Genomic DNA, 23,673 nt, shown 5'->3' on the forward strand with positions numbered 1-23,673 from the left:
CCGCGTCGTTGGAGGTGAAGGTGGATGCCGTCTCTTACACGCGCTATGGAACCTTGAAGGGTCGGATCGCGTCGGTGGGGGTGGACGCGACGGGCGGGGACGGGCGAGAATGGAGCGGCGGAGGAATGGAGCGGCGGCGACCGGCTGTGGCTGCTCGACCTTGTGGCCCCCTGGGGAGGCCAGGACGCGATGCTGGTCGATCCGCGCGCCAGTGTCTTCAAGGGAAAGAAGGTCAGGATGTCTGGAAAAGAAGATCATCTATGACAGCGTATCATTGATCGTCATGAAGATGTAAAAACTGTGACTGAATCGCCTATTTTGGATCCTAGAATGCGTTGCAGAAGAAATGCGCCGATTATTTTAGTTGGAGTTGTATTTGGATATTTTTGGCTTTCTGTTGTCGGATCTATTATTTGTGGATTTATTTTTTCAATGATTCCTAGAATTTCTTTAATTATACCAATGAATAATAACGTCTCCCCCAGAAAAATCTATGCGGGTATCCCATTTGTAGAATTGTACGCATTTATCTTGTTTATCCCATTCTTCGGAATTATTTTTTCGGAGGTTGAGTACTTCGTTGGCAACGATATTTCTAATATTTACCTTCAGAAAATATTCAAGCATATTCTTTTGGGAGATGCACAGAAAGTGTTCTCTTATATTTTGTTAGCGCCTTCTGATAAAGAAAATAAACAAATTTTCGATAAGCTATGGTTACTTCATAGCTATAATTATTTTTCTGTGGCATATCCATTTTTATTGTTGTCGCAGTCATTCAGATATAGAAGTTTTATGATGAATATAGGGAAAAAGGAAAAAAGGAAAAAAGAGATACTTCAAGCTCTTTCTTTGTATATTATATATATGGCAAGTCTTGGAGTGGAAATTAATAAATCAATTAATGGATGTGAAAAGTGTGGGCCTGCAAGAAAATACATAACTGTTCATCTTTTAGGGGAAATCTGGACAGGAGTTCCGATTATGATTTTCTCTATCATGCCGCCGGTGGCTTTTTTGTGTTATGCCTTCATATCAGTTCGAGCTTTGATGAACAATAGGTAGTTAATAAACAACTCAGTTGTATGGATCAATAGAAATGACCGAAGATAATAAATCTGATCGCCCTTCATGGGTAAAAGATGCTATTGATACGCCAGGAGCTTCATATACAGCTCTCATTGATGGGTTGGTTGAATTATAAAAATTATCCAGTGAATCCGGTTATGGTGGTAAATCGTTATAAATTATTAATACAATAAATAGCGCTGTATTCAGTGTTGCTCCTGATTTTTATGAAAATGGAAAGATTTCATCAAAAACTTGCTGAGAACGTGATACTGGCCGATCCGCGCCAGTGTCTTCAAGTAAAAGAAGGTTAGGATGTCGGGGAAGGAAGATCATCTATGACAGTGTCTCATTGATCGTCACGAATATCTAAAAGCTGTTCATGAATCGCCTATTTTGGAGATTAGAATGCGTTGTGGAAGAAATGCGCCGATTATTTTAGTTGGAGTTGTGTTTGGATATTTTTGGCTTTCTGTTGTCGGATCTATTATTTGCGGATTTATATTTTTTATGATTTCAAAAATTTCAATACTAATTGTGATGAAAAATAAAAACATTAGCAAAAAACTTTCATACGCATTTATACCATTTATAGAAACATTTGCATTCATTTTATTTATTCAATTTTCCGGGATTATTTTTTCGGAAGTTGAGCGTATTATTGCTTACTACAATTACAGTCATAACTTTCAGAAAATTTTACCATATATTTTTTATGGGGATATCCAGCGAGCGTTTTCTTATATTTTGTTATCACCTTCCGATAAAAATGATTCTATCATCTCAGGAAGAATATGGATAATATATAGTTATAATTATCTTGTTATTACGACACCATTTTTATTTTTGTCGCAATCCTTCATGTACAAAAATACACCCATAAGAAAGGAAGGCAGGGTAAATCGGATAAATGAAATATTAAAAACAGCAATTTCTTCTATTTTGTTCTTTTTATCGTTTGGGGTGGAGGTTCTCAGAGCGATCAATGGTTGCGTTAACTGCGGAATCGTAAGGAAATACATAACCATGAATCTTATGGGAAAAATCCTCACAGGGCTTCCAGTAATGGTTTTGTTAAGTATGATTCCAGTGTACATTCTGTCCTATTTATTCATATCTATTCGATCATTGATAAATAATAGATAATTTGCTATTAATATAGATAGGATATGATATAGTGAATGCCAAAGAAAAAACGATAAATCTGATCGCCCTTCATGGGTAAAAGATGCTATTGATACGGTATGATCTTCTTGGGGAATTCTACACTTTAAAATTGGAGACGGGAGTAGTCTTGATGCGTGTTACGAAAAAACGCATTGCGTTGGTTGTTGCGTTGGCGCTCATTGCGTCCATCGCCTACTGCGCGAGAAAGGTGGATCGCGTGGCGGTGATTGCCAGCCATGGCTATATCATTCCATCGCAATACCCGGGCGGCGAGTACGGCTCCCCCCAACTCCTCTCAATAGCTTTGCCACGGCGGTGGTGTGGCCCAGCATGGAACCGGCGACAAGAGAAAGGGCTAAACGGCAAAGCCAAGATAAGAAGGCAATTTATGGAAATTGTGATCTTTTAACTATATTTGCACACGAAAAACTATTGGTGAAGAAAATAGAAAAGATGAATTTGTATTAAAAAACATAGCACCGAATATGTTAATAGAGGGATAGCGTCAGAAGAATTTGGAATGAAAATGTATGCTTTTTCATCGAAAGGAATAAGACTTGATTATGATAATGTATATGCTGAAAAAGAAAAATACGACAGGGAGTTTGTCTCCAAATGCACAAAAATTGGGTGATACCCATCACCACAATGCGAGATGTCATTTTCAATAAATTTTATAAATCTATCTATTTTTATAGACGGAGGTTTATCTTGCCTTGAATTTCGTCACTCTATAAGTGGAAAAATTGTTGATTTGATAGAAAATTTTTTAAAACTGTACAAAGAAAAATACTAATCGACAGGAATATCTAGAGCGCTGCGCTCAAAACATGAAACAGCATGCGGCGCTCTATGCCTTTGTTTATCGAGCATCTTCACGCGTCAAATCGATTCCGATTTAACGCGATCTGCTCTAATATGTCTGATTCTATTTTGAACAAAAATCAATTGGATCAATTGGCTTCCAATTCCAAGGCCGTCGTTCGGGCAAGCGGCTCTGCGGCATACCGGCGATGCGGGCTGACCCGTCGGCGAGCCACGCCTGGAATCGCGCGGAAGAGGTTTGTGACCCGACCGATGGTATGACGGAAGTGGGATCTGGAAGGATCTGTGGGGATTTGGTGGGATCGGTTTGATTTTAATGGGGTTTTTGGCGGCGGGTGGGGTTCTGTCAAACCATTGGTCGCGAACGTTTGGCGTTGGTTGTCCGCCGGGTGGTTTGGCGGGTTAGGGCGACTCAGGCCGACGCCAAATCTGTTCCTTGCCGTTCACCGTCAGTGATGTGATTTCCAGCGTCTGCCGATTGACGAAGCAACTGGCCGCGTCCAGCCGACCGCCGACGGATATTCCCGTTCCATTGGGCCATGAAAAATAATAGTTCGGCCCGTCAGGACGTCCATCCAGACGCGGAACCACCGCGTAAGACGGGTGGGCAATCACGGTTAGCTGTGATTTGCAGACTTCAAACGCCGCGTCATCGTCCTTTTTCTCACGCTCTCTTCCAAAAATCGCAAGATAAAACAATAGGATGATCCCTCCGAGGCATGAGAACCCGAATATCATTTCCAGATTTGAGTGAACTGGCTTTCCGTTGACCGTCTTCATTCTCTATCGCTCCGGCGGCTCTGCATATCGGGGTATAAATTCTTGATTTCATACAATTTAATCGGGTGAAGTGTAAGGCTCTGGACCAACCAACCTCAAGCCTGGCGTTTGCTATGCGCAGGGTTGGCGACTTTGAGGCGTAATTCGTTGCGAAGTTCGGCTATCACCTCGCCTATCTGAATCAGACGGTCGTCGGGGTCGGCGATGGCAGTAACGATGCGGTCATGCTCGACAGCCGCGCGCTCCGCAGCCTGATGAAGAGCGATTGAAAACCCCATCTCCTTATAAACATTCATAATTTTCTCTGTTAAACGACCTATAAGGCGGTGGTCTGTAATGACTAATGGCTGGCTGGGTTCACCGCCACCTTGCATATTACCCTCACCGCTCACCAACCACTCCACTTGAACACCAACCGATTTACATAACTGTAATATAATTCTCCGAGAAGGCTCACTGCCCGCCAAGTAGCTTTGCACAGCACCTAGTGAAATGTTGGCCGCGCGAGCTAGCGCGTTCTGACCGCCTGCTAAAGCCGTGATTTCCTCAAGGCGTGCAACAAACGCAGGGTCGGTTTCGGCTTTTCGCACCCTCCTGCCTTTAGGGGCCGAAAGTTTTGTTTCGGGCTGCGCAACGTCTTTCGGCCTTCCAGAACTCATTGGAATTCCTCAGTTTTCAGGCCGAAGAAGGCGCAATTGACTGATTTACAGGTCGAAAGTTTGCGCCCAGCGACCGCCTCTCCGGTTTTCCTCTCTTTAAATCGGTTGACGACTGAAATTTCAGTCGATAGATTCACTCCCATGACGATGAAGAACCGAACCATAGACACTCCTCCCCGAGACCCCCGCGAGCGGGCGGCCTGGGTCAAATTTCAGCTTGAGTTGCGCGCGATGTCGTTCGCGTCGATTGCTCGGGGTGAAGGGGTGAGCCAACGGGCTGTCTGTCAAGCCCTATGGTCGCCTTCGCAGTACCTGGAGGAAGCCATCGCCCGCGCGATTGGCCTTACCCCCCAGGCGCTGTTCCCCGAACGGTTCGGCGCGTCCGGCAACCGGCTGCATCGCAGTCGGCCCCGGCATCGTAGCAGCGGCCTGAGTGACCGCAATGACCAACTTTCGGAGGCCGCATAGACATGAGCGCCCCATTCACGCAGAACCGCCATCACATGTTGCTGGCGGAAGCCCACCAACTGAACGAGTTCCTCGACGCCCGTCTGATTGGCGCCGAGGTTCCCGAGGATCAGCGGCTTGCCGTTGCCCGTGACGTGCTGGAACTGGCGTTGGCGGCCCGGCGTGGCGACCAGCCCCTTTCCTCACCTTCCACCAAAGGCGCGCATGAGCGGGTGCTTGCTCGTGCTGAAGCCCGTGTGTTCCTGCTCAGCAATGGCAAATGCGTCCCTCCCGTCAGTGGCGGATTTCATCCGGCGGACGGATCGCCGCCAACCCCGAAGAGAGGTGTTCAATCAAGCGGCGAGCCATTTCGCCATCAAGAGGGATTTCGACCGTCGCCCCATCGGACTGAGAAACCGACAGATACAGAAGTCGCGCATCTGTGTCGGCCATCACGCGAAATCCACCTGATTGCCGAGGTTCGCCTGCCAGAGCATCTCGAAAAATTTTACGTAGACCGCTCGGAAGCTGGGCAATGGCTATCGTCTCGCGAGAGTGGCGAAGACGGCTCAACAGGTCCATCAAGCTCCCGATAAACGAAGGCATGAAGGCGATGACCGTCTTTTTTCCATCCGGCGCCGTCAGGCGCAATTCGATGGTTTTCCATCTCGGTGTGTCGGCCTTCCGCACTGATGACTGGTATTGGTTTCGCCACCCTTAAGACCCCCATCGGTTGTGTTGCAGCTCCGATGATCGGGGAAGGACGGTCGGTCGTCAACGCGACCGACCGTCCCGCCACGGGATAGGCTGACCGCTTCCACAACCCATTCTGATCCCCGTTTCGAGGCGTCGAGGCGGGCAACCTGACCGGGCGCGTTCTGCGCGCACACGGACGCGCCCGGTCTTTTTCCAAAATCCGGCAAATCCATCCTGCCAAGGAGGCCACCATGCCGACAAAAAAGCGTCAAAAAGACCCTGATTTACGCCAATCCGACTTCCTGCATCTGCTGTCCGGCGTGATGGCCGAATGCCGCATCAACGCCCCCGTTCCCGCGCCCGCCAACCCCGACCCGTCGCCGCTGCCCGGCCTGTATGACGACAACCAACGCGTCCGCCGCCATCTGAACGCCCTTATCAAGGCGTCCGGCGTTGACCGCGAGACCCTTGCCGCCCGCATGAGCCGCCTGACCGGAAAGGCGATCAGCAAGACGATGATCGACAGTTGGACCGGCGCGGGCCGCCCGAACGCCTTTCCGTTGCAACATCTGCGCGCCTTCGTTCGCGCCTGCGACGCCGGTTCATCAGCGGAGTGGTCGTTCCTGTCCGCCCTGATGGACGGCACCGGCTGGTCGCCGATGGACGCGGCGCGGGCGCGGCTGGTCGAACTGGGCCAGTACGCCGGGGCGCTGCTTCACATCGTGACGCAGATCACCGGCCTCTCCACCGCCCTGCGCGGGGGGCGGGCATGAAGGAGTGGTGGACGCCCCGCGAGATCGCCGAAGCGAAGCTGCCGGGCATGCCAGAAACGGAACAGGGAATACGACTGCGGGCAACCCAGTGGCGCCAAGAAACTCCACAATTGTGTCGTGATCGGTCGGCTTCTGGTGGTGGCCGCGAATACCACCGCAACCTCCTCCCCCCTGCCGCTCGCCGCGAACTGGACCGCCGCGACCGCGCCGCCTTGGAGGGGCAAGCTGTCGCCGCCTACCGGGTCGCGGTCGCCAGCGGCGCTCTCCCGGCCCCGGTTTCCGCCCCCAACGCGGCGACGCCCCTGCTGCCCTTCACCGGCGGCCTGGAGCGGTTCGACGCCAAGGCGGCGGTTCTGACGGCCTTTGACGCGTGGCGCTTGAACCGGCCAAGACTGTCTGACAGCCGCGCCCGCGAAATGTTCGTCGAGCAGTGGAACGCTGAGGAGATCGCCGCCCCGCTTTTTGCCCGCCAGCGGGAAACCCACATTTCCGAACCAACCCTGCGGCGCTGGCTGGCCGCGCGGGCAAAGGGCGACATGACCGCCCTGCAAGGGCGCTACGGCAACCGGCGCGGCGCCGGCGTTTGGGACACCGATTTGTCCCGCGTCCGCGCCTTCATCACCGCCGCCCTGGCTCGGCTGCCCGACCTCACCACCCCCAACATTCTGGAGTTGGTCGAGCATGAGTTCGGCCAAGTGATCGAGATCGTCGATGGCGACGGCGTCGTCACCCAACGCCCGCTTCCCGGCCCGCGCGCCGTGCAAAAGCTGGTCAAACAGTGGCGCGACGACAACCCGTCGCTGGTCAAGCGGCTGACCGACCCGGATGGTTGGAAGAACTCCGACATGCTGGCGCTGGGCGACGCCGCCGCCGGGATCGAACGGCCAAACCAAGTGTGGATGATCGACGCCTCGCCGCAGGACGTCATCACCACCGAAGGCCGCTATCAGATCTACGCGCTGATCGACGTCTACCCGCGCCGCCTGATGGTGCTGGTCACGAAAACGCCGCGCACGGAAGCGGTGAAGCTGCTGCTGCGCGCCGCCCTGCTGTCCTGGGGCGTGCCGGACACGCTGGTGACGGACAACGGGTCTGACTTCGTGTCCAAGGAGGCGCGTCGCGTCTTCGCCGCCCTGAAGATCGCCCATGATCCGGCGACCCCGTTCAGCCCGTGGGAGAAGTCCTTTGTCGAGCGGGTGATCGGCACCATCCAGCACGGCTTGTTCCCGATGATGCCGGGGTTTTGCGGCCACAACGTCGCCGCCGCGCAAAAGCTGCGCGCCCGCCGGACGTTCGCCGCGCGCATGGGCGAAACGGAACGCGAGGCGTTCGAGGTCGCGTTGACCGCCGATCAGGTCCAGGTGCTGGTCAATGAGTGGGTCGCGCTGAAATACGACCATCACAAGCATGGCGGCCTTGGCGGGAAAACGCCGTTCCAGGTGCTGTCCGAATGGACCGGCGCGCCCCGCCGGATCAGCGACGAACGCGCGTTGGACATGCTGCTGTGCCGGTCGCAGGGCACGCGCCAGATCACCAAGAAGGGGTTGCGCGTCGGGAACCGGCGCTATTGGGATCGCAACGGCGGGCTGCTGCGCTTCGCCGGGTCGTCCGAGCCGCTGGAAGTTCGCATGGATCCGGCCAATCCCGACATCGTCTACGTCTATCGCCCCGATCCGCTGGAATTCATCTGCGCCGCCGAATGCCTCGACCGCATGACGCCCGACAAGCGCGCCGAGGTGGCGGTAAGCGCCCGTATCAATCAGCGCAAGGCGCTGACGGAGCAGGAACGCGCCGTCAAGGTGGGCGGCAAAGCGATAGGCCGCGCCGACGTGCTGGCCGCCGCGCTGGAAAACGGACGCAAGCGCAACGGCACCGTGGTCGCGCTGCCGCGTGCCGGGACGGAGCACAGCACCCCGGCGTTGGACGCCGCCGCCATCGCCGCCGCCGCGCAAGCCCCGGCGGCCCCAGCCCCGCTTACCGCATCGCAGCAGGCCGCGCAGGACCGCGTCGTGGTCGCCCTGCAACGCCCGGCCCCGCCGCCGGTGTCCGATGAGGATCGCTGGTGGGCGCGCGCCATGGACATCCGCCACCGCCGGGCCGAGGGCGATCCGGTGACGCCCTCCGAGGCGCAATGGCTGGCCCAAGTCGAAGGGCGCCCATGGTTTCGCGCCCGTGACCGTTTCGCCGCCCTGACGTCCGGGCAGGTTCCCGCCGGGCAGGCCGCTGGTTGATCCCCCACTGATTTCGAGAATGCGAGAAACCCCATGAGCAAATCCACAGCAACCACCGTCACGCCGTTCGCCCCGGTTGGCGCGTCCACCAACTCCACCCCTGCCGATCTTGGCGGCGGGCGGGCGCCGCTGAAGAACATGGCGCGGTTCGCCGCCTTGGTTGAACGCGCCCAGAGCCGCAAGGAAGGCCGGTCCCGGTTGGCCTGTTTCTCCGGCTGGTCGGGCTACGGCAAAAGCGTTTCCGCCGCCTTCGCCGCCCAAAACTACCGCTGCTTCTACGTCGAGGCGCGTTCGCACTGGACGAAGCGCACGATGATGGAGGCGATCCTGCGACAGGTCGGCGGCGGCAGCCTCAATTCCGCCCGCATGTCGGTGTCGGCGATGACGATTGAGGTCGCCAAGCGGCTGGCCGACAGCCGCCGCAGCCTCATCATCGACGAATTCGACAACGCCGTGGACCGCAATCTGGTTGAGCTGACCCGCGATCTTTACGAACAGTCGAAGGCGGTCATCATCCTGGTTGGCGAAGAGGCGCTGCCGACCAAGCTGGAAGCGTGGGAGCGGTTCCACAGCCGCATTGGCGGGTTGTGGGAGCAGGCGCACCCTTGCGACGTCGAAGACGGGGCGGCGCTCGCCCGGCTCTATTGCCCCGGCCTGTCGATTGGTCGCGACCTTTTGGCCGATCTGGTCGAGCAAACCCACGGCAGCGCGCGGCGCATCACTGAAAACCTGGATGACGTGCTGGAGTTCGCCACCGGCGAGGGCTTGACCGCCGTGTCGCTGGCCGAATGGAGCGGTCGCGGTTGGATGACCGGCGACAGCCCCGCCGCGAGGAACCGTCGATGAAGGGGCGGGCGATGAGCGCCCGGCGCAAGCGCCCCGACCCGGTCGGCTGGCTGACGGGCCGCGACGCCATGTGGACGGCGATCCGCGCCCTGGGGCTGTCTGGCCCGTTCCGTCTGGCGGAGGTCGTTGACCGGACGCGCCTCAACAAGGCGACCATCCGCAGCTTTCTGATTGGCCTGTGGCGGGCGGGCGTGCTGTCCGCCACCCCGCCGGAACGGCGCGGCGACGCCACGCTGTACGCCCTGGCCAACGATCCCGGTTCCGAAACCCCTCGGCTGACGCGGGACGGCGGGTTGGACAGCGCGCCCACCCATCAGGAACGGTTGTGGCTGGCGATGAAGCCGCTTGGCAGCTTCACCGCGCCGGAGCTGGTGATGGCCTGCGGCAACGCCGTCACCAACGCGCAGGCGAGCAGCTACATCGGTCGGTTGGCGGCGGCGGGCTATCTGGTCGAAACCGAAGCGTGCCGCACCGTGAGCGGCCAGAACCGCCGGGCGCGCTACGCCTTGCGCATGGGGCGTGACACCGGGCCGCGCCCCCCGGCGGTTCGCCGCGACAAGACGGTGTTCGACCTCAATCTTGGGCGGGTCGTTGGCCGGGAGGATGCCCTGTGAAGGCCGCCGCGTCCGCGCAAGCCCGCGCCGCCGCCGCCTGGGGGGCTGGAATGCCGGATTGGGTCGCCGTCCTGGCGCGCGCCTGCGACGCGCCCGGCGCGTCTCAGGCCAAGGTGGCGGCGCTGCTGCGCTACACCCCGCCGGTCATCAGTCAAATCCTGAACGCCGCCTATAAGGGGAATTTAAGCCGCGTTGAAACAGTGGTTCGCGGCGCGTTCATGGCCGAGACCGTCGCCTGCCCGGTTCTGGGGGCGCTGGCGGTCAATGAGTGCCTGGAACACCAGCGCCGGGACTTCGACGGGGCCAATCATCTGGCGGTCGCGCTGTATCGCGCCTGCCCCGACTGCACACACAAGCAAAGCGGAGGATCGGATGGGCGCTGAGCGTTTCCACATCCTGGCGCGCGACCTGCGCGCGGCGGCCATCGGTCGTTGCGGCCCGCCCGGAATTTCCCCCTTCAGCGTCCGGTCGTTGGGCGGGCGCGTCAACGCCCTGGCCGATTTCCTGCCGCCGTCACTGGCCGATGAGGTCGTTGACCGCGCCAACCGGCTTGCGGGCGAAGGCGCGGGCTTGACGCCGGAACAGACGGTTGCGCTCGCCGAATGGCTGGAAGGCATGGCGGGCCACTCTCACCAAAGCCCCATCGCGCGGTTGCGGGGTGCCACCGGCGGGGGAGACGCCGCATGAGCGCCACCACTTACAACCGCTGCTCTGTGGCCAGCATGCTGGCGATGCTGCAAGCCTACGCCGACGCGGATCGGCCCATGTCGGCGGTGCAGTTGGCCGCCCGGATCGGCGTCGCCGCCAACACCGGCATCAGCCTGCGCCGCGCGTTGATCGGCGCTGGTTGGCTGGACGTCATCGAACCGCCGCGCGGCAACCTGCCGGGCCGCGTGAGCGTGACCGACGCCGGTCGAGTGGCGTTGCAGGATCGCCCCGTGGCCGTCGCCAAGCCTGTGACGGCGAGCGCCCCGTGTGTTCAGAAAAAGCACTGCGAAGCCGCTCCGTCGGCGGTGGCGCCGACAACGACAAAGCGCCGCTGTCTGTCTTGCGGTTCCCACTTCGACAGCACGGGGGCGGGAAACCGCATCTGCGGGGGCTGCCGCTCCACCAGCGCTTATCAGTCCAGCGCCGCCGGTTCCTATGCCGTGAGGCTTCGGTGAACGCCCGGATCGCCCCACCGCCGGGCGGGATCGTCGAGATCGACATCCCGGCCAGCGGCCCGTCCGCCGGTCACACCGTGACGCGGCGGGTGGAGACGGTGCGGGCCTGTGGGGGCGATTGGCGTCAATGCCTGCTGGCCGACCCGGTGACGGGCGCCCTGTCCGCCGCCCGGATCGCCCCGGCCCCGGACGGGCGGTCGGATCACTGGCGGTGCGTCGATCTGCCGCTGGCCTTGGGCGATCCGCCACCGCCACGCCGGGCCAGCCCGTGACCCGCGCCGCCCGCATCCAGGCGGCCCTGTTCGGCGCGTTCGGGCTGCCGCCGCCCCGTCGCCCGCCGAACCCGGCGCCCGCCGACCGCTTTCCGATCTTCGCCCGTCCGGCAGCCCCGCCGGTCGCGCTCAACCCGGTTCGTCTCGCCATCGGCGGGACCGTCACCCACTCCCCCAAGAGGTAAGCCATGCCCGACCAATCCCCCGTTTTTCCGTTCCAGATGCCGTTGATCCCCCTGCCGTCGGGCGCGCCGACGCTGGCCAAGCATCTGCACGCGATGTTGAGCATCGTCCGCCGTCACGCGCCTCTTGCGGGCCTGCTGTCCGATCAGGAGATCGCCGCCACCGACGCCGCCTTTGCAGCGCTGGTCGGGTTGCCCGCTGCCAAGGCCAGCGTGGAGGTGTTGAATGACAAGGTGTACTGGCGCGATGAAGACGAGACTTTGACGCTGGAGAGCATGGTCAAGCCCCATCGCTTTTTGGAGGATGACTTTGTCCGCACCGTCGTCACCGCCGCCCTGTCAACGTCCATGACCCTGGCACGGCTCAAAGCGCTCTCGTTCGCCGAAGCGCAGGCGCTGATCGACACACTGGCGTCGGCTCATGGCGTGAAGGCGGGCGGCAAGGCCGGAAACGTCTCCTTCCTCAGTTACGACCGGGCCTTCAAGGTCCAGATCGCGGTTCAGGAGCGTCTGGCCGTGAACGCCAACATCGTGACGGCCAAGACGGCGCTGAACGATTGGTTGGCCGCCGCCGACGCGGGGGACGAAGTCCGCGCCCTCATCAACGCCGCATTCGGCTTGGGCGATCAGGACGGGGTCCGTGTCGCCGAGCTGGTGCGGCTCAAGAGTCTGGTCATCAACCATCCGCTGTGGAACGCGGCTATGGCCGCGATTGATGACGCGTTGGAGGTGGCGGGCAAGGCCCAATACCTGAGGGTCTACCAGCGCGCGCCGGACGGCAAATACGTCCAAATCCCGCTCGATCTGCCCAGCGTGTGAGGTGCGCCATGAAGAAATTCGCAGGACATCGTGGGGTCGGCGCTCTCAAGGCGCTGTGCGCCGAAAAAGGCGTCCAGATCGACACGACCAAACATGACCGTGACTTTTCGGATTTCGTCAGACTGGACGGTGTCTTTGATAAGACCGTCGTCACGATGATCTATTCCGTCTTCAACGGAACATTCTTCGGTGAAACGGAGCAGGGGGTGCGCTTCAACGAGAGCAGCCCCTTTGATGACGAGCCGTGGTTCACCGCCATCTTGGATCTGCTCTATCTGCCGCCGGAGGCCACACATGCGTGACCGCCCTCCTATCGACGGCCTGCCGATCCAGGTTGATCTGGTTCAGTACCCCGAGGCGCTGAACGGCCCTGCGGGTCACGCGCTCGCCGCTCGCCTGTCGGAAGTGGCAAGCGCCGCGCTTTCCATCCGAGCGCCGGTCGCCGCTGCGGCCTTCACTTTGCTGGCCGACGCCGAACAGGAGGTCGATGACCTGCGGTCGCTGCTTTTCACTCAGCCGCCCAGTCCGGCGGCTCGCCGGTACGCGATCCGGCTGGCGGCTGCGGCCATCGCCCTGGTCGCCGCGCTCGACGCCAGCGAGGCCGAACGGAGCGCCTCGCCGTCGCTGGAAAGCGAGGTGACGCGTTGGTTGCGCCAGACCATTGGTGAACTGGTAGGCCGAACCGCAGCGGCAGCCATCCTTGCAGTCACGCCCCGGATGCTCGTCAGCGCCGTCCTGGTCGCCCCAAAAATGGACGCGTTGGAAACCGGCATCCGGCTGCGATGGGGCGTGTCGCTGATCGTCGCCAGCAACAACACCGTCGCCGACGTGGCCAAGGCCATTGTCGCCGCCCAAAAGAGGAGCGCCGTCTGATGGCGAAGCTCAAACCTTCCCTTGTCGTCGAGATCCCGCAATTCACAGGACTTCGGCTGAGTGACGCCGCTTGGGCGGCGCTGGAAAAGCTGCTGGCCGACGTCGGCGTCATCCTGGCATCCGAATACCACAACATCGACCGCGCGGGGCTGGCCCGGCACACCGAAGCCGCACAGGAAGGGCTGTTCCGCGCGTTCAATCGGTCGCTGGACACCGCTCATCAAATCCAGTCGGCCCGTTCGGAGTTCATCGCCGGTGCGGCCTGCATGTTGGCGCAGGCCGCTTCGATTGATGCCACCGCTCGTGAGGCTGTGGCGGCGGGGAAGCCCGCACCGAACTCAACCTCTACTGACGCAAGGTTCGGTCAGCCCCCGGAGGGGTCCGCATGAGCAACCCTCATCCCGACATCCCGGCTTTGCTTGCCGAGGCTGACGAACTGCCCGACCCGCGAAAGTCGCTGCTGACCCACAACGAGCGAGAGCTGATCGAATTCTGTCAGCGGTTGGCGGCGGCCCTGCGGGCTTGCACGAAAAAGGAGGATTGAGGCCATGACCCTGTACCCCATCCACGCCCAGATCGCCGCCGTGGAGGCGGCGGCCAAGGCCGATCCGACCAACCGCGCGTTGGCGCAAGCCGCCTTGACCTTGAGCGCGGTGTCCGTTGCTTGCGGCGGCCTCAAGGACGTCGATCAATGTCCGTGCTGCGGCGCCGTCTGGGAGGTCGATGCGTGGCCGGTTGATGACCGCCTGACCCGCGCCATGGAAGGGCTGATGCCGTGATGGAATGGCCGCCGCCCGCGACCGTAAAGCTTGAATGGGACCGTGGTGCTGGCGATGACCGGGCCACGGGGTGGGCTATACGCGACCAGGATGGTCGCCTCCTGTCGATCCATTCGAGGTCCCCGCTTGATCCGCATAGCTGGCGCGTGGTCGCCGAACGCGCGCAGGCCACCGCCCGCAACTGCTGCGGCTCGACGCAGATCCGCGCGTGCTGATCGACTTGGTGGTGGAACTGATGGCCAAGCAACTCGACCTGTTCCGAAAGCCGCGCCGTCCAGCCACGCTCAACCCGCGCACGATGTTCGTCCTCGACGCGAGCGCGGAGAGCCACAGCGGTCGAGCATGGATCCGGCTGTGGTGCCTGGTCTGCGATCACACAACCGCTTGGGTTCCCGCCCGATCCCCCGCCGCCGAAGAGAAAGGCCGCGTCTGTCCGAGGTGCAAGGGCGACCCGGCCACTGTCAAACCATCCGACGGAACCGCCGAAAAGGAGCCGTCATGACCGCCGCAAGAACCGTCAAAAAGCCCCAAGCCTCTGACGCCCTTAAGCCGCTTGTCGCCAAAGTCCAGACCCTGCGCCGGATGGTTCCGGCCCTGTCGGACGACGACACATGGCGCGCGTTCTTGGCGGTCAACGCCAACGGCGTCACGTCCACCCGCGCCATGAACGAAAGCCAACTGCGCGCCGTCGTCACCGCCCTGCATCAGGCAGGCGCGCCGCGCAAAGCGCCCGGCGCGAAGGCTCCCGCTCGTTACGCCGACACGGCGCAAATGGCGATGATCCGGGCGCTGTGGTTGGAGCTGGCCGACCTTGGCGCCGTCAAGGATCGGTCGGAGGCGGCGTTGTCCGCCTTCATCAAGCGGCAGACCCGCCAGGATGTCGGTCGGCTGTATCCGGCTGCCGCCGCCAGCGTGGTCGAAGCGCTGAAGAGCTGGCGTTCCCGCGTCACCGCCGCCAGCCCGCCGGAGGTTCCCGCGTTATGACCAACGACGTCCCGACCGGCCTGACGCCCCACATCCTGCCCGGCATCCTGCGCGACATCGCCGAGATCGCGGGCTTGCAGGCCGCTGTCGATCTGTGTCTCGCCGCGCGCGGGCGGCGCTTCTACATCCCCGCACGCGCAACCTTGACCAAGGCGCACCCGTTGGTGCGCGCGGTCGGTTGGCGGTCAGCAAGGCTGATCGCCCAAGCCTACGGCCACGAAAGTCTGCCGATCCCCAACGCCCGCCCGGTCCTGCGCGCCTACCGCGCGCGGGTGCTGCGGACGGCGGGCTACTCGACGGCGCAGATCGCCATGTTGCTCGACATGGATCGCGGCCATGTCCAGCGCCTTGCGCCCGCCGCCGAGTACCCGCCCGGCCCGGTCGAAAAGAGGGCGGTGCGGGCGATCCTGGACGAAGCGCCCCGCCGCTTCGCCCGGATGAAGCCGGGTGAAGCGCCATCGGCCCCGCCGCCGGTTCCGCCCCCTGGCCCATCGCCTCTGTTCCTTTGGGCGGGCGTAAAGCTGCCCGGCTGACGCCGCATCCACCACCCTTACGAGCGAGGCGGCGGCGGGCGACACTCGCCCCATGACCACAACGCCCCCGACGCTCCCTGACGCCTTCCCCGCCGCCATCGCCTTTGTGCTGGGGCATGAGGGTGGATTTTCCGACGATCCCGCCGACAGCGGCGGCCCGACGCGCTGGGGCGTGTCGTTGGCTTGGCTGCGCAAGGCCGGTCTGCTCGACCTTGACCATGACGGACGCCCCGACGGCGACGTGAACGGCGACGGCGCGGTTGACGCCGAAGACGTCCGCGTCCTGCCGCGCGACCACGCCATCCGGCTGTACCGCCTGCATTGGTGGGACGCGCTGGGCTACGCCCGGATCACGGATCCGGCCATCGCCGCCAAAACCTTCGACCTTGCCGTGAACATGGGCGCGGGCGGCGCGCACCGCTGCCTTCAGCGCGCCTTGCGGGCTGCTTGGTTCCCGGTCGATGACGACGGCAAGCTCGGGCCGAAAACCCTGTCGGCCATCAACGCCGCCGATCCCCGCAGCCTGATGCCCGCCTTCGCGTCCGAGGCCGCCGGCTACTACCGCTCCCTCATCGCCGCCCGCCCGGCCTTCTCGAAATACGAGAAGGGCTGGCTTAACCGCGCCTACGCGCGCCCCTCCCTGTGATCGGAGAGTCCCATTGGCCATCATCCATTCGCTCTTCTCTCGGCGCCATTCGGCAATCGACGCCGCTTCGCTCTTTCGGCGGATTTTGAACGTCATGCGCGCCGCCGCCCGCCGGTCCTGGGCCGCCCTGCTCGTCGCGCTGGCGCCGCTTCCGGCTCTGGCCGACGCGGCGGGCGTCAACACGGCGGTCGATTTGTCCACCCTCGCCAGCGGCGTCATCGCCGCTCTCGGCGCCGCCGCGCTGTGGGTCGGTCGCGCCGTCACCAGCGCGTTGATCGGCTATCTGGCGCAAAAGACCAAGCTGGAGCTGGACGACCACACCCGCGCCTATCTGGATCAAGCGTTGGAGCGCGCCGTCCAGTACGCGCAAAGCAGCGCGGAGCGTCTGGTCGGTCCCGCCGCGTCGGAGATCGACGTCCACAACGCCGTCGTGGCCCACGCGGTCAATTACGCGGTGGCCCGCGTGCCGGACGCCCTGGCCCATTTCGGCCTTACGCCCGAGGCGCTGGGCGACATGGTGGAAGCGCGCATCCAGGCGAGCGCGCCAACGCTGTTCGGGTCCGTCAGCCTTCAGAATGGATCGGTGGCGTTCCGGGACGGCCCGGCCCCCTTATCCGCCGGAGCGCAGGCGGGTGGCTGACGACGCTGACCGCGCCGGAGAGGCCGACCAATCCGAGGTCAGCCTCTCCGGCGCAGTCGCCCACATCCGCGACGTGCTGTCCGGGGCGGGCGCTGACTGTTGCGTCGATTGCGACGCGCCCATCCCACCGGCCCGCCGGGCCGCCTACCGGGCCGCCACCCGTTGCGTGGATTGTCAGGCCGAACATGAAGGACGCCGGTGATGCCCGATTGGTTGAAGGAATGGTGGCCATTCGTGGCGTTGGCGGTCGCGGTGGGATCCCCGTTGGTTCACGCCTGGGTGGGCTGGTCGGTGCGGGCGCGCTTCGCCAGCAAGGATGATCTGGCCGGTGAAGGCAAGGCGCGCGGGGAAGCGCTCGACATGGAGCGGAAGGCGCGGCACGAGCGCGAGGACGCGATGCGCGAAGCGGTCAACGCCTTGCTTGGTCGGGTTGATCGGCTTGAAAGCGCCATTGAGCATCTGCCGACGGCGGAAGCCGTCGCGACGCTTACCCTGCAATTGACCCGCGTCGAGGGGAAGCTCGCCGTGTTCGAGGAGCGGGCCAACGGCGTCGTTGCTTTGTTTGAGCGCACGGATCGGCAGGTCCAGGTGATGGATGAATTCCTGCGGAAGGTGAAAGCATGACCAACACCAATTTTCTGGCCCATTTGGCCGAAGACCGGCGTCTTGTCATCCTGCGGCTGTTGACCGAAGCGGGCGGGACGGCGAACGACAGCGTTCTTGAAGCCGGGCTGCAACAGCTCGGCCATCGGCGCGGCTTGACCCGCGACGTGGTGCGCGCCGACATCGACTGGTTGAAGGCGCGCCGTCTGGTGGCGGTGGAGATGGTCAAGGACACCGTCATGGTGGCCAGCATCACGGAACGCGGTCTGAACGTCGCCGAGGGTCATGAGACCGTTGACGGCGTCAAACGCCCGTCGCTCGTCTGATCGCCATGGCACGCCTTTCCGCCGCCGACAAATGGCCGACCGACATCCGCGCGCTGGTGGGCAAGCTGCGCGGGCAAGGGGCAACCATCGACCAAATCCGCGCCAAGCTGCAAGAGCTTGACGTCTCCGTTCCGCGCTCGACGCTGGGGCGCGAGATCAAGGAGTTGGATCAGGTCATCGCCGACATCCGACGGGCGCGCGAGATCGCCGAGGCCATCGGCACCCGGATTGACGAAGGGTCGGCGTCAAGCACCGCGCGCGCCAACGTTGAAATCCTGCAAGCCCTGACCCAACGGCTGCTGTTTGCGGCGCGCGGCGAAGGCGGCGAGATCGCCATTGAGGCGAAGGACGCCAAAGCCTATTCGGAAGTGCTGCGCAATCTGGCCTCCGCGTCCAAGGTCGATTTGGACCGGGAAATCAAATGGCGCGATGAGCTACGCGCCAAAGTCGACGCCGCGTTGAAGGCCGCAGAACCGGACGCGTCCAAAAGCGACGGAAAGCCCGTCGATCTGAAGGAGGCGCTGGTGCGCGTTCGGCAGGAAGTCTACGGGATTTTCTCATGAGCGCCGCCGTCCCTCTCTACACCTATCAGAAGCGCTGGCTTCAGGATAAGGCGCGCTTCAAGGTCGGCATGTTCGCGCGCCAATGCGGCAAGACCTTCACAACGACGCTGGAGGTGGTGGACGACTGCTTTGCCGCTGCGGCGGAGGGGCGGCGCGAGCGTTGGGTCATCCTGTCGCGCGGCGAGCGGCAGGCCAAAGAGGCGATGGACGAAGGAATCAAGCGCCACGCCCAAGCCTACCAGATGAGCTTGGACGCGATGGAGTATGATTGGGTGGGGGACAGCGCCAGTTACAAGGCGTTGGAGGTGACTTTGGAGGGCGGCAGCCGCATCACCGCCTTGCCCGCCAACCCCGACACCGCGCGCGGCTTTTCGGCCAATGTGTTTCTGGACGAGTTCGCCTTCCACGCCGACAGCCGCGCGATCTGGAAGGCGCTGTTTCCGGTCATTTCCAACGGCTGGAAACTGCGCGTCGTCTCGACGCCGAACGGCAAAGGCAACAAATTCTATGATCTGGTCACGGGGGCCGACGACGGTTGGTCGCGCCACCATGTCGATATTTATCAGGCGGTCGCTGACGGTCTGCCGCGCGACATTGACGCGCTGCGCGAGGCCATTGGGGATCCCGACGCCTGGGCGCAGGAGTTCGAGTTGCAATGGCTGGACGAAGCGTCCAGTTGGCTGAGCTATGAAGAGATCGCCGCCGTCGAGGATCCCGACGCGGGGCGTCCGGAGCTGTATCGCGGCGGCCCCGTCTATGTTGGCAACGACATCGCGCGCCGCAACGATCTGTTCGTCGTGTGGGTGTGGGAGCTGGTCGGCGACGTCTTGTGGACGCGGGAAATCATCGAACGCCGCCGCATCACCTTTTCCGAACAGGACGCCATCATTGACGACGTGATGCGCCGCTATCGCCCCGTCCGCTTGGCGATGGATCAGACCGGCATGGGCGAAAAGCCGGTCGAAGACACCCAGCGCCGGTGGGGAACGCACGCGGTGGAGGGCGTGCTGCTGACCGGGTCGCGCCGCCTCGACATCGCCACCTCGGCCAAGCAGGCGTTCGAGGATCGCAAGGTCCGCATCCCCGCCGGACGCCCGGAGCTGCGCGCCGATCTGCACAAGCTCAAGAAGACGGTCGGGGCCACCGGCGCGCCACGCTTGGTGGCGGATCGCGACGGCGACGGCCACGCTGACCGGACGTGGGCCGCTTTCCTTGGGATCGCCGCCGGGGACACCGCGCCGATGGAATACGACTATCAACCAGCCTACGGCGCGCCCACGCCCTCTGACCGTTTCCGCCGCCCGCGTCATGACGACGATGACGGGTCGCCGTTCCATCACCAGCGCTGCCGTTTTGGCCGGGGAAGCTATTGATGCCGCCGAAATCCTTCCTGGACGTCAACGGCCAGCCCATGCGGCGGGCGGCGCTTGCGACGCCCCAGGCCACGCCAACCGTCGTCGGCCTGCGGTCAATCCTGTCAGACCATCCGGCGGGCGGCTTGACGCCGGATCGGCTGGCGCGGCTGTTGCGGGCGTCCGAGCATGGCGACGCCACCGCCTATCTGGAATTGGCCGAGGATATGGAGGAGCGGGACGCGCATTATCGGGGCGTCCTGTCCACCCGCAAGCTGTCGGTGGCGCAGCTTGAGGTGACGGTCGAGGCGGCGTCGGACGCCGCCGACGATCAGAAGGCCGCCGATCTGGTGCGCGACGCCATCGCCGCCTTCGACATCGAGGAGATGCTGTTCGACCTTCTGGACGGTCTGGGCAAAGGGTACAGCGTCGTCGAGATGATTTGGGACACCACCGCCGCCGATGGCTGGCGGGTGGTCGGTTTTGAGCATCGTGACCCGCGTTGGTTCCAATATGACCGCGTTGATGGGCGCACCCTGCGTCTGGTGGACGGCAGCGCCAACGGCGAGGATCTCCAACCCAACCGCTTCATCATCCACACGCCCAAAACGAAGAGCGGCGTGCCGATCCGGGGCGGCTTGGCGCGGGTTTCCGCCTGGGCCTATCTGTTCAAGACCTTCGCCATCAAGGATTGGGTGGTGTTCGCCGAGGTCTATGGCCACCCCTTGCGGCTGGGGAAATACGGCCTCGGGGCCAGCGAGCGCGACAAGGACGCGCTGCTCGCCGCCGTCCGCGATCTGGGCAGCGACGCCGCCGCCATCATCCCGGAAAGCATGCAGATCGAATTTCAGCAGGCGTCCACCGGCAGCGTGGAATTGTGGGAGAAGCTCGCCGACTGGTTGGATCGGCAGGTGTCCAAGGCCGTCCTGGGGCAAACCACCACCACCGACGCGATCTCGGGCGGCCACGCCGTCGGCAAAGAGCATCGCCAGGTGCAAGGGGACATCGAACGGGCCGATGGCCGCCAGCTTGCCGCCACCTTGAACCGTGATTTCGTTCCGGTGCAGGTGTCGGTCAATCTTGGGCCGCGCGACCGTTACCCGAAGATCCGCATTGGCCGCCCGGACGAAGAAGACATCGGCGCGCTGGTCGAGCGCGTGGTCAAGCTGGTGCCGTTGGGCCTGAAGGTCGGCATGTCCACCATCCGGGACAGGATCGGCCTTCCCGACCCGGCGGCGGATGAGGAATTGCTGACGCCCCCGTCAGCTCCACCCCCGCCGCAGAGCGTCCCAGCGCCCGCCACGCAATCGGTTCAGGCGGACCCGGTTCCGTCCTTCGATCTTGACGCGGCCATCGCCGAGCAGCTCGCCGCCGAAGGCTGGAACATGGCCGCCATCGTCGATCCCATCCGCGCCCTGCTGAGCGAGGCGAAAAGCCTGGAGGACGTCCAGGCGCGCCTGACGGATCCCGAGATGGTGGCCCGCCTGTTGGGGGCGATGGACAGTTCCGGGATTGAGGAGGCGCTGAGCCGGGCTGGCATCGGCGCGTGGTTGGCCGGGCGCGCGGAGGGTGGCGATGCGCCGTGATGTTTGTGAATTCCCCGCCGATGGGCTGGCGGGGGCCAGGGTGTTGAAGCACCCCAGCCGCGAGGTGGAGCCTCGCACGACCGAAATCGTCCCGCCTCACCAGCGCTGGTGGACGGACACCATAGGCAGTCACACGTATGGAGGAAATCCGTTGCGGGTCCTGCGCCAAGCTTTTGGCGCGGGGAACCGCAGAAATGCTCGAAATCAAGTGCTCGCGTTGCGGCACGATCAACCATGTGAGGGTCAAGAACCCCCCATCAGAGCGCCCAAGAGCGTCCGACTCGAAGGACGCTCATGGGCAGGATCGACGGGGAGCATCCCCGCCTTAGCGCGGTTGGCGCGCGTGGTTACAGTCATGACGAGGCGGGTCGCGTCGTCGGTTTTGGCGATGCGGAATTCCGCATCGCTGAAATTCCACGGGCAACGGCGGCGGATATCATCATCCGCCACCACTATTCTGGGCGCATCGTCCAGAACAGCTACATTCACCTTGGCGTGTTTCTGCGCGGGGAACTGGTTGGCGCGCTGCAATTTGGCTACGCCATGAACCCGGCGTCGGGCAAGAGCGTGGTGGCCGGAACCGGAAACCGCGACTATCTGGAACTCAACCGGATGTGGTTGAGCGACGCCGTCCCCCGCAACGGGGAGAGCATGGCGATCAGCTACGCGACCAAATACATCAAAGCCCGCTTTCCCGCCGTGCAATGGATCCAGTCTTTTGCCGATGAACGCTGCGGCTGTTGGGGTGTGGTTTATCAAGCCTGCAACTTTGTTTATTGCGGGTTTCACTTCACCCACTTCTATCAATTGGACGGTGAATGGTTTCACGAGATGCTTTTGACGGCGCATAAGAGGATGGGCGCGCGCGGCCTGCGGCTGCGGGAAAATCTGCACCGCGCGACCAAGCATCGGTTTCGCCAATTCCGTTACGTGCTGTTTCTGAAACAATCCGCGCGGAAGCGGCTGCTGCGGAAAACCGCCGCCTACCCAAAGCCGGGTTTGGAGGCTCTTCATGGCTAAAATTTCGCCCCTGTCGCTGCCTCCCGACCAAGCCCTTCGCTTTTTCCGCGACAAAATCCCGGAAGGCTCGTTCGATCACCGGGACATCTTTGGCGGGCTGCACGCGACCTGTTTCACAGTGGCCAAGGCGATGGAGTTGGATGTCCTGGAGGCCATCCGAACCACCACCGACGCCGCCTTGGCCGAGGGTCAAACCAAGGAGCGCTTCGACGCCAATCTGACGCCCACCTTGCAAAAGCTCGGCTGGTGGGGGGCGCAGGTTCGCGTCGATCCCTTGGACGGGCAGGAAAAGCTGGTCCAGCTCGGCAGCGCGCGGCGGCTGGCCACCATCTATGACACCAACCTGCGCACCGCCTACGCCGCCGGGCGCTGGGAGCGCATCCAGTCCCGCAAGGACAGCCGCCCCTGGCTGCGCTATGTCTGCGTCCTGGATGGCCGCGAACGCCCGGCGCACCGGGCGTGGCACGGCGCCATCCTGCGGGTGGATGATCCGTGGTGGCGCACCCACTACCCGCCCTGCGGCTGGTTTTGCCGCTGCTCGGTGCAGCAGCTCTCCGACGATGATCTGACCCGGTTGGGGCTTGAGCCATCCGCGCAAGCGCCCGATCTGAAAAACCAACCCTGGACCAACCCGCGCACGGGGGCGACCGTCCAACTGCCCGACGGGATTGATCCGGGCTTCGGTCACAATGTCGGGCTGGCCGCCGATCAAGCCGCACGCGTGCGGCTGATTGAAAAGCTCGACGCCGCCGATCCGCCCTTGGCGGCGGGCGTCGTCGGCGAAGGGCTGAAAAGCGCGGCCTTCGCCGACTTCTTGCGTGAAGGCGTCAACCGGCTGGGCGATTGGCCGGTTGGCGTCCTGGCGCCCGGCCTCGCCGCCGACGCCATGGCCCTGAAAGCGCGGGTGGTGCGGTTGTCCCGCGACAGCGCCGACAAGCAGGCGCGCAACCACAAAGACATTGGGACCGCCGACTATCAAGGGCTGGCCGCCGCCTTGCGGTCGGACAAGACGCCGCTCCCCGCCAACAAGCCTCGGCACTGGGCGCTGACGGGCGAGCACAACGGCAAAATTTACAAGGCGATCATCAAGACGGCGCGGTTTGGACGCGAGGCTTTCCTGCAATCCTTCCACGTCATTGACGCGGCTGAGCTTGCCCGCATCGAATCGCGCGGTTGGGCCGCCGTCGATCCCGGCCCGGAGGGTGTGGTGATGTGATTGGGCGGTC

General features: G+C 62.2%; 36 protein-coding genes and 1 pseudogene. 35 read left to right on the forward strand and 2 right to left on the reverse strand.

All coding sequences use genetic code 11. The features are described from left to right. Positions 1-126 precede the first annotated feature (126 nt). From ACODS4_RS18330 to ACODS4_RS18345, 4 genes and pseudogenes are all read left to right on the forward strand, one after another. Positions 127-264, forward strand: a pseudogene (locus ACODS4_RS18330) (toxin-activating lysine-acyltransferase); the annotation flags it as partial. A gap of 36 nt (positions 265-300) precedes the next feature. Further along, positions 301-1,065, forward strand: coding sequence for a hypothetical protein (locus ACODS4_RS18335; protein ID WP_488866206.1), 765 nt, complete (start codon positions 301-303; stop codon positions 1,063-1,065). 411 nt (positions 1,066-1,476) lie between these two features. Continuing rightward, entirely contained in the window at positions 1,477-2,214 is a 738-nt protein-coding gene (locus ACODS4_RS18340) for a hypothetical protein (RefSeq protein WP_488866208.1), read from the forward strand. A 151-nt stretch (positions 2,215-2,365) separates the two neighbouring features. Next, positions 2,366-2,644, forward strand: a complete 279-nt coding sequence (locus tag ACODS4_RS18345; RefSeq protein ID WP_488866210.1) for a hypothetical protein — start codon at positions 2,366-2,368, stop codon at positions 2,642-2,644. Positions 2,645-3,462: 818 nt separating this feature from the next. Here the strand turns inward: ACODS4_RS18345 and ACODS4_RS18350 are convergent. Together ACODS4_RS18350 and ACODS4_RS18355 are read right to left on the reverse strand one after the other, a co-directional pair. Continuing rightward, the gene (locus ACODS4_RS18350; protein WP_488866212.1) at positions 3,463-3,840 is read right to left on the reverse strand and encodes a hypothetical protein; all 378 of its coding nucleotides are present in this window, start codon (positions 3,838-3,840) and stop codon (positions 3,463-3,465) included. Between the two features lie 95 nt (positions 3,841-3,935). After that, complete coding sequence (locus ACODS4_RS18355; protein ID WP_488866214.1) at positions 3,936-4,499, reverse strand: hypothetical protein; 564 nt, start codon at positions 4,497-4,499, stop codon at positions 3,936-3,938. 147 nt (positions 4,500-4,646) lie between these two features. Between ACODS4_RS18355 and ACODS4_RS18360 the strand changes: the two genes are divergently transcribed. The 31 genes from ACODS4_RS18360 (at position 4,647) to ACODS4_RS18510 (ending at position 23,663) form a co-directional block, all read left to right on the forward strand. Then, positions 4,647-4,967: a helix-turn-helix domain-containing protein gene (locus tag ACODS4_RS18360; protein WP_488866297.1), complete on the forward strand. Its 321-nt coding sequence runs from the start codon at positions 4,647-4,649 to the stop codon at positions 4,965-4,967. 2 nt (positions 4,968-4,969) lie between these two features. Continuing rightward, entirely contained in the window at positions 4,970-5,542 is a 573-nt protein-coding gene (locus tag ACODS4_RS18365; protein ID WP_488866216.1) for a hypothetical protein, read from the forward strand. A 351-nt stretch (positions 5,543-5,893) separates the two neighbouring features. Beyond that, positions 5,894-6,415: a hypothetical protein gene (locus tag ACODS4_RS18370; protein WP_488866218.1), complete on the forward strand. Its 522-nt coding sequence runs from the start codon at positions 5,894-5,896 to the stop codon at positions 6,413-6,415. 110 nt (positions 6,416-6,525) lie between these two features. After that, a complete protein-coding gene (locus tag ACODS4_RS18375) occupies positions 6,526-8,646 on the forward strand; it encodes a DDE-type integrase/transposase/recombinase (protein ID WP_488866220.1) in 2,121 nt (706 codons plus the stop codon). A 33-nt stretch (positions 8,647-8,679) separates the two neighbouring features. Further along, on the forward strand, positions 8,680-9,492 hold the full coding sequence (locus tag ACODS4_RS18380) for an AAA family ATPase (protein ID WP_488866222.1): 813 nt from the start codon (positions 8,680-8,682) through the stop codon (positions 9,490-9,492). Between the two features lie 11 nt (positions 9,493-9,503). Then, a complete protein-coding gene (locus ACODS4_RS18385) occupies positions 9,504-10,106 on the forward strand; it encodes a hypothetical protein (protein WP_488866224.1) in 603 nt (200 codons plus the stop codon). Then, positions 10,103-10,489, forward strand: coding sequence for a transcriptional regulator (locus ACODS4_RS18390; protein WP_488866226.1), 387 nt, complete (start codon positions 10,103-10,105; stop codon positions 10,487-10,489). The genes ACODS4_RS18385 and ACODS4_RS18390 overlap by 4 nt, the downstream gene beginning before the upstream one ends. Next, on the forward strand, positions 10,479-10,793 hold the full coding sequence (locus ACODS4_RS18395) for a hypothetical protein (protein ID WP_488866228.1): 315 nt from the start codon (positions 10,479-10,481) through the stop codon (positions 10,791-10,793). Before ACODS4_RS18390 ends, ACODS4_RS18395 begins: the two co-directional genes overlap by 11 nt. Continuing rightward, complete coding sequence (locus ACODS4_RS18400) at positions 10,790-11,269, forward strand: hypothetical protein (RefSeq protein ID WP_488866230.1); 480 nt, start codon at positions 10,790-10,792, stop codon at positions 11,267-11,269. The genes ACODS4_RS18395 and ACODS4_RS18400 overlap by 4 nt, the downstream gene beginning before the upstream one ends. Continuing rightward, a complete protein-coding gene (locus ACODS4_RS18405) occupies positions 11,266-11,541 on the forward strand; it encodes a hypothetical protein (RefSeq protein WP_488866232.1) in 276 nt (91 codons plus the stop codon). Before ACODS4_RS18400 ends, ACODS4_RS18405 begins: the two co-directional genes overlap by 4 nt. Next, a complete protein-coding gene (locus ACODS4_RS18410) occupies positions 11,538-11,726 on the forward strand; it encodes a hypothetical protein (RefSeq protein ID WP_488866234.1) in 189 nt (62 codons plus the stop codon). The genes ACODS4_RS18405 and ACODS4_RS18410 overlap by 4 nt, the downstream gene beginning before the upstream one ends. Positions 11,727-11,729: 3 nt before the next feature. Continuing rightward, positions 11,730-12,542 carry a DUF3164 family protein gene (locus ACODS4_RS18415; RefSeq protein WP_488866236.1) on the forward strand — a complete coding sequence of 271 codons (813 nt, stop codon included), beginning with the start codon at positions 11,730-11,732 and terminating at the stop codon, positions 12,540-12,542. Between the two features lie 8 nt (positions 12,543-12,550). Then, positions 12,551-12,844, forward strand: coding sequence for a hypothetical protein (locus ACODS4_RS18420; protein ID WP_488866238.1), 294 nt, complete (start codon positions 12,551-12,553; stop codon positions 12,842-12,844). Further along, positions 12,837-13,415: a hypothetical protein gene (locus tag ACODS4_RS18425; protein WP_488866239.1), complete on the forward strand. Its 579-nt coding sequence runs from the start codon at positions 12,837-12,839 to the stop codon at positions 13,413-13,415. The genes ACODS4_RS18420 and ACODS4_RS18425 overlap by 8 nt, the downstream gene beginning before the upstream one ends. Further along, a complete protein-coding gene (locus ACODS4_RS18430) occupies positions 13,415-13,804 on the forward strand; it encodes a hypothetical protein (RefSeq protein ID WP_488866241.1) in 390 nt (129 codons plus the stop codon). Before ACODS4_RS18425 ends, ACODS4_RS18430 begins: the two co-directional genes overlap by 1 nt. Continuing rightward, positions 13,801-13,959, forward strand: a complete 159-nt coding sequence (locus tag ACODS4_RS18435; RefSeq protein ID WP_488866243.1) for a hypothetical protein — start codon at positions 13,801-13,803, stop codon at positions 13,957-13,959. Before ACODS4_RS18430 ends, ACODS4_RS18435 begins: the two co-directional genes overlap by 4 nt. 4 nt (positions 13,960-13,963) lie before the next feature. Continuing rightward, positions 13,964-14,194: a hypothetical protein gene (locus ACODS4_RS18440; RefSeq protein ID WP_488866245.1), complete on the forward strand. Its 231-nt coding sequence runs from the start codon at positions 13,964-13,966 to the stop codon at positions 14,192-14,194. A gap of 208 nt (positions 14,195-14,402) precedes the next feature. Continuing rightward, positions 14,403-14,696 carry a hypothetical protein gene (locus ACODS4_RS18445; RefSeq protein ID WP_488866247.1) on the forward strand — a complete coding sequence of 98 codons (294 nt, stop codon included), beginning with the start codon at positions 14,403-14,405 and terminating at the stop codon, positions 14,694-14,696. Then, on the forward strand, positions 14,693-15,178 hold the full coding sequence (locus ACODS4_RS18450) for a regulatory protein GemA (RefSeq protein WP_488866249.1): 486 nt from the start codon (positions 14,693-14,695) through the stop codon (positions 15,176-15,178). The genes ACODS4_RS18445 and ACODS4_RS18450 overlap by 4 nt, the downstream gene beginning before the upstream one ends. After that, positions 15,175-15,711, forward strand: coding sequence for a hypothetical protein (locus ACODS4_RS18455; RefSeq protein WP_488866251.1), 537 nt, complete (start codon positions 15,175-15,177; stop codon positions 15,709-15,711). Before ACODS4_RS18450 ends, ACODS4_RS18455 begins: the two co-directional genes overlap by 4 nt. A 52-nt stretch (positions 15,712-15,763) precedes the next feature. Then, positions 15,764-16,357 carry a glycoside hydrolase family 108 protein gene (locus ACODS4_RS18460; protein ID WP_488866253.1) on the forward strand — a complete coding sequence of 198 codons (594 nt, stop codon included), beginning with the start codon at positions 15,764-15,766 and terminating at the stop codon, positions 16,355-16,357. 94 nt (positions 16,358-16,451) lie between these two features. Next, positions 16,452-16,997, forward strand: a complete 546-nt coding sequence (locus ACODS4_RS18465; protein WP_488866255.1) for a hypothetical protein — start codon at positions 16,452-16,454, stop codon at positions 16,995-16,997. Then, positions 16,990-17,199, forward strand: a complete 210-nt coding sequence (locus ACODS4_RS18470) for a TraR/DksA C4-type zinc finger protein (protein WP_199720736.1) — start codon at positions 16,990-16,992, stop codon at positions 17,197-17,199. Before ACODS4_RS18465 ends, ACODS4_RS18470 begins: the two co-directional genes overlap by 8 nt. Further along, positions 17,199-17,621 (forward strand): DUF2730 family protein, encoded by a 423-nt coding sequence (locus ACODS4_RS18475; protein ID WP_119830494.1) that lies wholly within the window; start codon positions 17,199-17,201, stop codon positions 17,619-17,621. Before ACODS4_RS18470 ends, ACODS4_RS18475 begins: the two co-directional genes overlap by 1 nt. Continuing rightward, positions 17,618-17,926: a VpaChn25_0724 family phage protein gene (locus ACODS4_RS18480; RefSeq protein ID WP_488866258.1), complete on the forward strand. Its 309-nt coding sequence runs from the start codon at positions 17,618-17,620 to the stop codon at positions 17,924-17,926. The genes ACODS4_RS18475 and ACODS4_RS18480 overlap by 4 nt, the downstream gene beginning before the upstream one ends. A gap of 5 nt (positions 17,927-17,931) precedes the next feature. Beyond that, entirely contained in the window at positions 17,932-18,489 is a 558-nt protein-coding gene (locus ACODS4_RS18485) for a phage protein Gp27 family protein (RefSeq protein ID WP_488866260.1), read from the forward strand. Next, positions 18,486-19,862 (forward strand): terminase large subunit domain-containing protein, encoded by a 1,377-nt coding sequence (locus ACODS4_RS18490; RefSeq protein WP_488866261.1) that lies wholly within the window; start codon positions 18,486-18,488, stop codon positions 19,860-19,862. The genes ACODS4_RS18485 and ACODS4_RS18490 overlap by 4 nt, the downstream gene beginning before the upstream one ends. Continuing rightward, positions 19,862-21,427, forward strand: coding sequence for a DUF935 domain-containing protein (locus tag ACODS4_RS18495; RefSeq protein WP_488866263.1), 1,566 nt, complete (start codon positions 19,862-19,864; stop codon positions 21,425-21,427). Before ACODS4_RS18490 ends, ACODS4_RS18495 begins: the two co-directional genes overlap by 1 nt. A gap of 137 nt (positions 21,428-21,564) precedes the next feature. Continuing rightward, entirely contained in the window at positions 21,565-21,756 is a 192-nt protein-coding gene (locus tag ACODS4_RS18500; RefSeq protein ID WP_488866265.1) for a zinc finger domain-containing protein, read from the forward strand. Continuing rightward, positions 21,722-22,447: a Mom family adenine methylcarbamoylation protein gene (locus tag ACODS4_RS18505; protein WP_488866267.1), complete on the forward strand. Its 726-nt coding sequence runs from the start codon at positions 21,722-21,724 to the stop codon at positions 22,445-22,447. The genes ACODS4_RS18500 and ACODS4_RS18505 overlap by 35 nt, the downstream gene beginning before the upstream one ends. Next, the gene (locus tag ACODS4_RS18510) at positions 22,440-23,663 is read left to right on the forward strand and encodes a phage head morphogenesis protein (protein WP_488866269.1); all 1,224 of its coding nucleotides are present in this window, start codon (positions 22,440-22,442) and stop codon (positions 23,661-23,663) included. The genes ACODS4_RS18505 and ACODS4_RS18510 overlap by 8 nt, the downstream gene beginning before the upstream one ends. Positions 23,664-23,673: the final 10 nt, after the last annotated feature.

It is taken from the genome of Azospirillum sp. FG154, from assembly GCF_057809575.1.

Bases quoted from the DNA above. Each gene is read 5' to 3' on its own strand.
- ACODS4_RS18460 (WP_488866253.1), top strand. From the start codon at position 15,764: ATGACCACAACGCCCCCGACGCTCCCTGACGCCTTCCCCGCCGCCATC.
- ACODS4_RS18485 (WP_488866260.1), top strand. From the start codon at position 17,932: ATGGCACGCCTTTCCGCCGCCGACAAATGGCCGACCGACATCCGCGCG.
- ACODS4_RS18345 (WP_488866210.1), top strand. From the start codon at position 2,366: ATGCGTGTTACGAAAAAACGCATTGCGTTGGTTGTTGCGTTGGCGCTC.
- ACODS4_RS18430 (WP_488866241.1), top strand. From the start codon at position 13,415: ATGGCGAAGCTCAAACCTTCCCTTGTCGTCGAGATCCCGCAATTCACA.
- ACODS4_RS18435 (WP_488866243.1), top strand. From the start codon at position 13,801: ATGAGCAACCCTCATCCCGACATCCCGGCTTTGCTTGCCGAGGCTGAC.
- ACODS4_RS18340 (WP_488866208.1), top strand. From the start codon at position 1,477: ATGCGTTGTGGAAGAAATGCGCCGATTATTTTAGTTGGAGTTGTGTTT.
- ACODS4_RS18380 (WP_488866222.1), top strand. From the start codon at position 8,680: ATGAGCAAATCCACAGCAACCACCGTCACGCCGTTCGCCCCGGTTGGC.
- ACODS4_RS18465 (WP_488866255.1), top strand. From the start codon at position 16,452: ATGCGCGCCGCCGCCCGCCGGTCCTGGGCCGCCCTGCTCGTCGCGCTG.
- ACODS4_RS18360 (WP_488866297.1), top strand. From the start codon at position 4,647: ATGAAGAACCGAACCATAGACACTCCTCCCCGAGACCCCCGCGAGCGG.
- ACODS4_RS18350 (WP_488866212.1), bottom strand. From the start codon at position 3,840: ATGAAGACGGTCAACGGAAAGCCAGTTCACTCAAATCTGGAAATGATA.
- ACODS4_RS18475 (WP_119830494.1), top strand. From the start codon at position 17,199: ATGCCCGATTGGTTGAAGGAATGGTGGCCATTCGTGGCGTTGGCGGTC.
- ACODS4_RS18370 (WP_488866218.1), top strand. From the start codon at position 5,894: ATGCCGACAAAAAAGCGTCAAAAAGACCCTGATTTACGCCAATCCGAC.
- ACODS4_RS18355 (WP_488866214.1), bottom strand. From the start codon at position 4,499: ATGAGTTCTGGAAGGCCGAAAGACGTTGCGCAGCCCGAAACAAAACTT.
- ACODS4_RS18510 (WP_488866269.1), top strand. From the start codon at position 22,440: ATGGCTAAAATTTCGCCCCTGTCGCTGCCTCCCGACCAAGCCCTTCGC.
- ACODS4_RS18385 (WP_488866224.1), top strand. From the start codon at position 9,504: ATGAGCGCCCGGCGCAAGCGCCCCGACCCGGTCGGCTGGCTGACGGGC.
- ACODS4_RS18425 (WP_488866239.1), top strand. From the start codon at position 12,837: ATGCGTGACCGCCCTCCTATCGACGGCCTGCCGATCCAGGTTGATCTG.
- ACODS4_RS18450 (WP_488866249.1), top strand. From the start codon at position 14,693: ATGACCGCCGCAAGAACCGTCAAAAAGCCCCAAGCCTCTGACGCCCTT.
- ACODS4_RS18495 (WP_488866263.1), top strand. From the start codon at position 19,862: ATGCCGCCGAAATCCTTCCTGGACGTCAACGGCCAGCCCATGCGGCGG.
- ACODS4_RS18440 (WP_488866245.1), top strand. From the start codon at position 13,964: ATGACCCTGTACCCCATCCACGCCCAGATCGCCGCCGTGGAGGCGGCG.
- ACODS4_RS18500 (WP_488866265.1), top strand. From the start codon at position 21,565: ATGGAGGAAATCCGTTGCGGGTCCTGCGCCAAGCTTTTGGCGCGGGGA.
- ACODS4_RS18365 (WP_488866216.1), top strand. From the start codon at position 4,970: ATGAGCGCCCCATTCACGCAGAACCGCCATCACATGTTGCTGGCGGAA.
- ACODS4_RS18505 (WP_488866267.1), top strand. From the start codon at position 21,722: ATGGGCAGGATCGACGGGGAGCATCCCCGCCTTAGCGCGGTTGGCGCG.
- ACODS4_RS18415 (WP_488866236.1), top strand. From the start codon at position 11,730: ATGCCCGACCAATCCCCCGTTTTTCCGTTCCAGATGCCGTTGATCCCC.
- ACODS4_RS18420 (WP_488866238.1), top strand. From the start codon at position 12,551: ATGAAGAAATTCGCAGGACATCGTGGGGTCGGCGCTCTCAAGGCGCTG.
- ACODS4_RS18455 (WP_488866251.1), top strand. From the start codon at position 15,175: ATGACCAACGACGTCCCGACCGGCCTGACGCCCCACATCCTGCCCGGC.
- ACODS4_RS18400 (WP_488866230.1), top strand. From the start codon at position 10,790: ATGAGCGCCACCACTTACAACCGCTGCTCTGTGGCCAGCATGCTGGCG.
- ACODS4_RS18480 (WP_488866258.1), top strand. From the start codon at position 17,618: ATGACCAACACCAATTTTCTGGCCCATTTGGCCGAAGACCGGCGTCTT.
- ACODS4_RS18395 (WP_488866228.1), top strand. From the start codon at position 10,479: ATGGGCGCTGAGCGTTTCCACATCCTGGCGCGCGACCTGCGCGCGGCG.
- ACODS4_RS18490 (WP_488866261.1), top strand. From the start codon at position 18,486: ATGAGCGCCGCCGTCCCTCTCTACACCTATCAGAAGCGCTGGCTTCAG.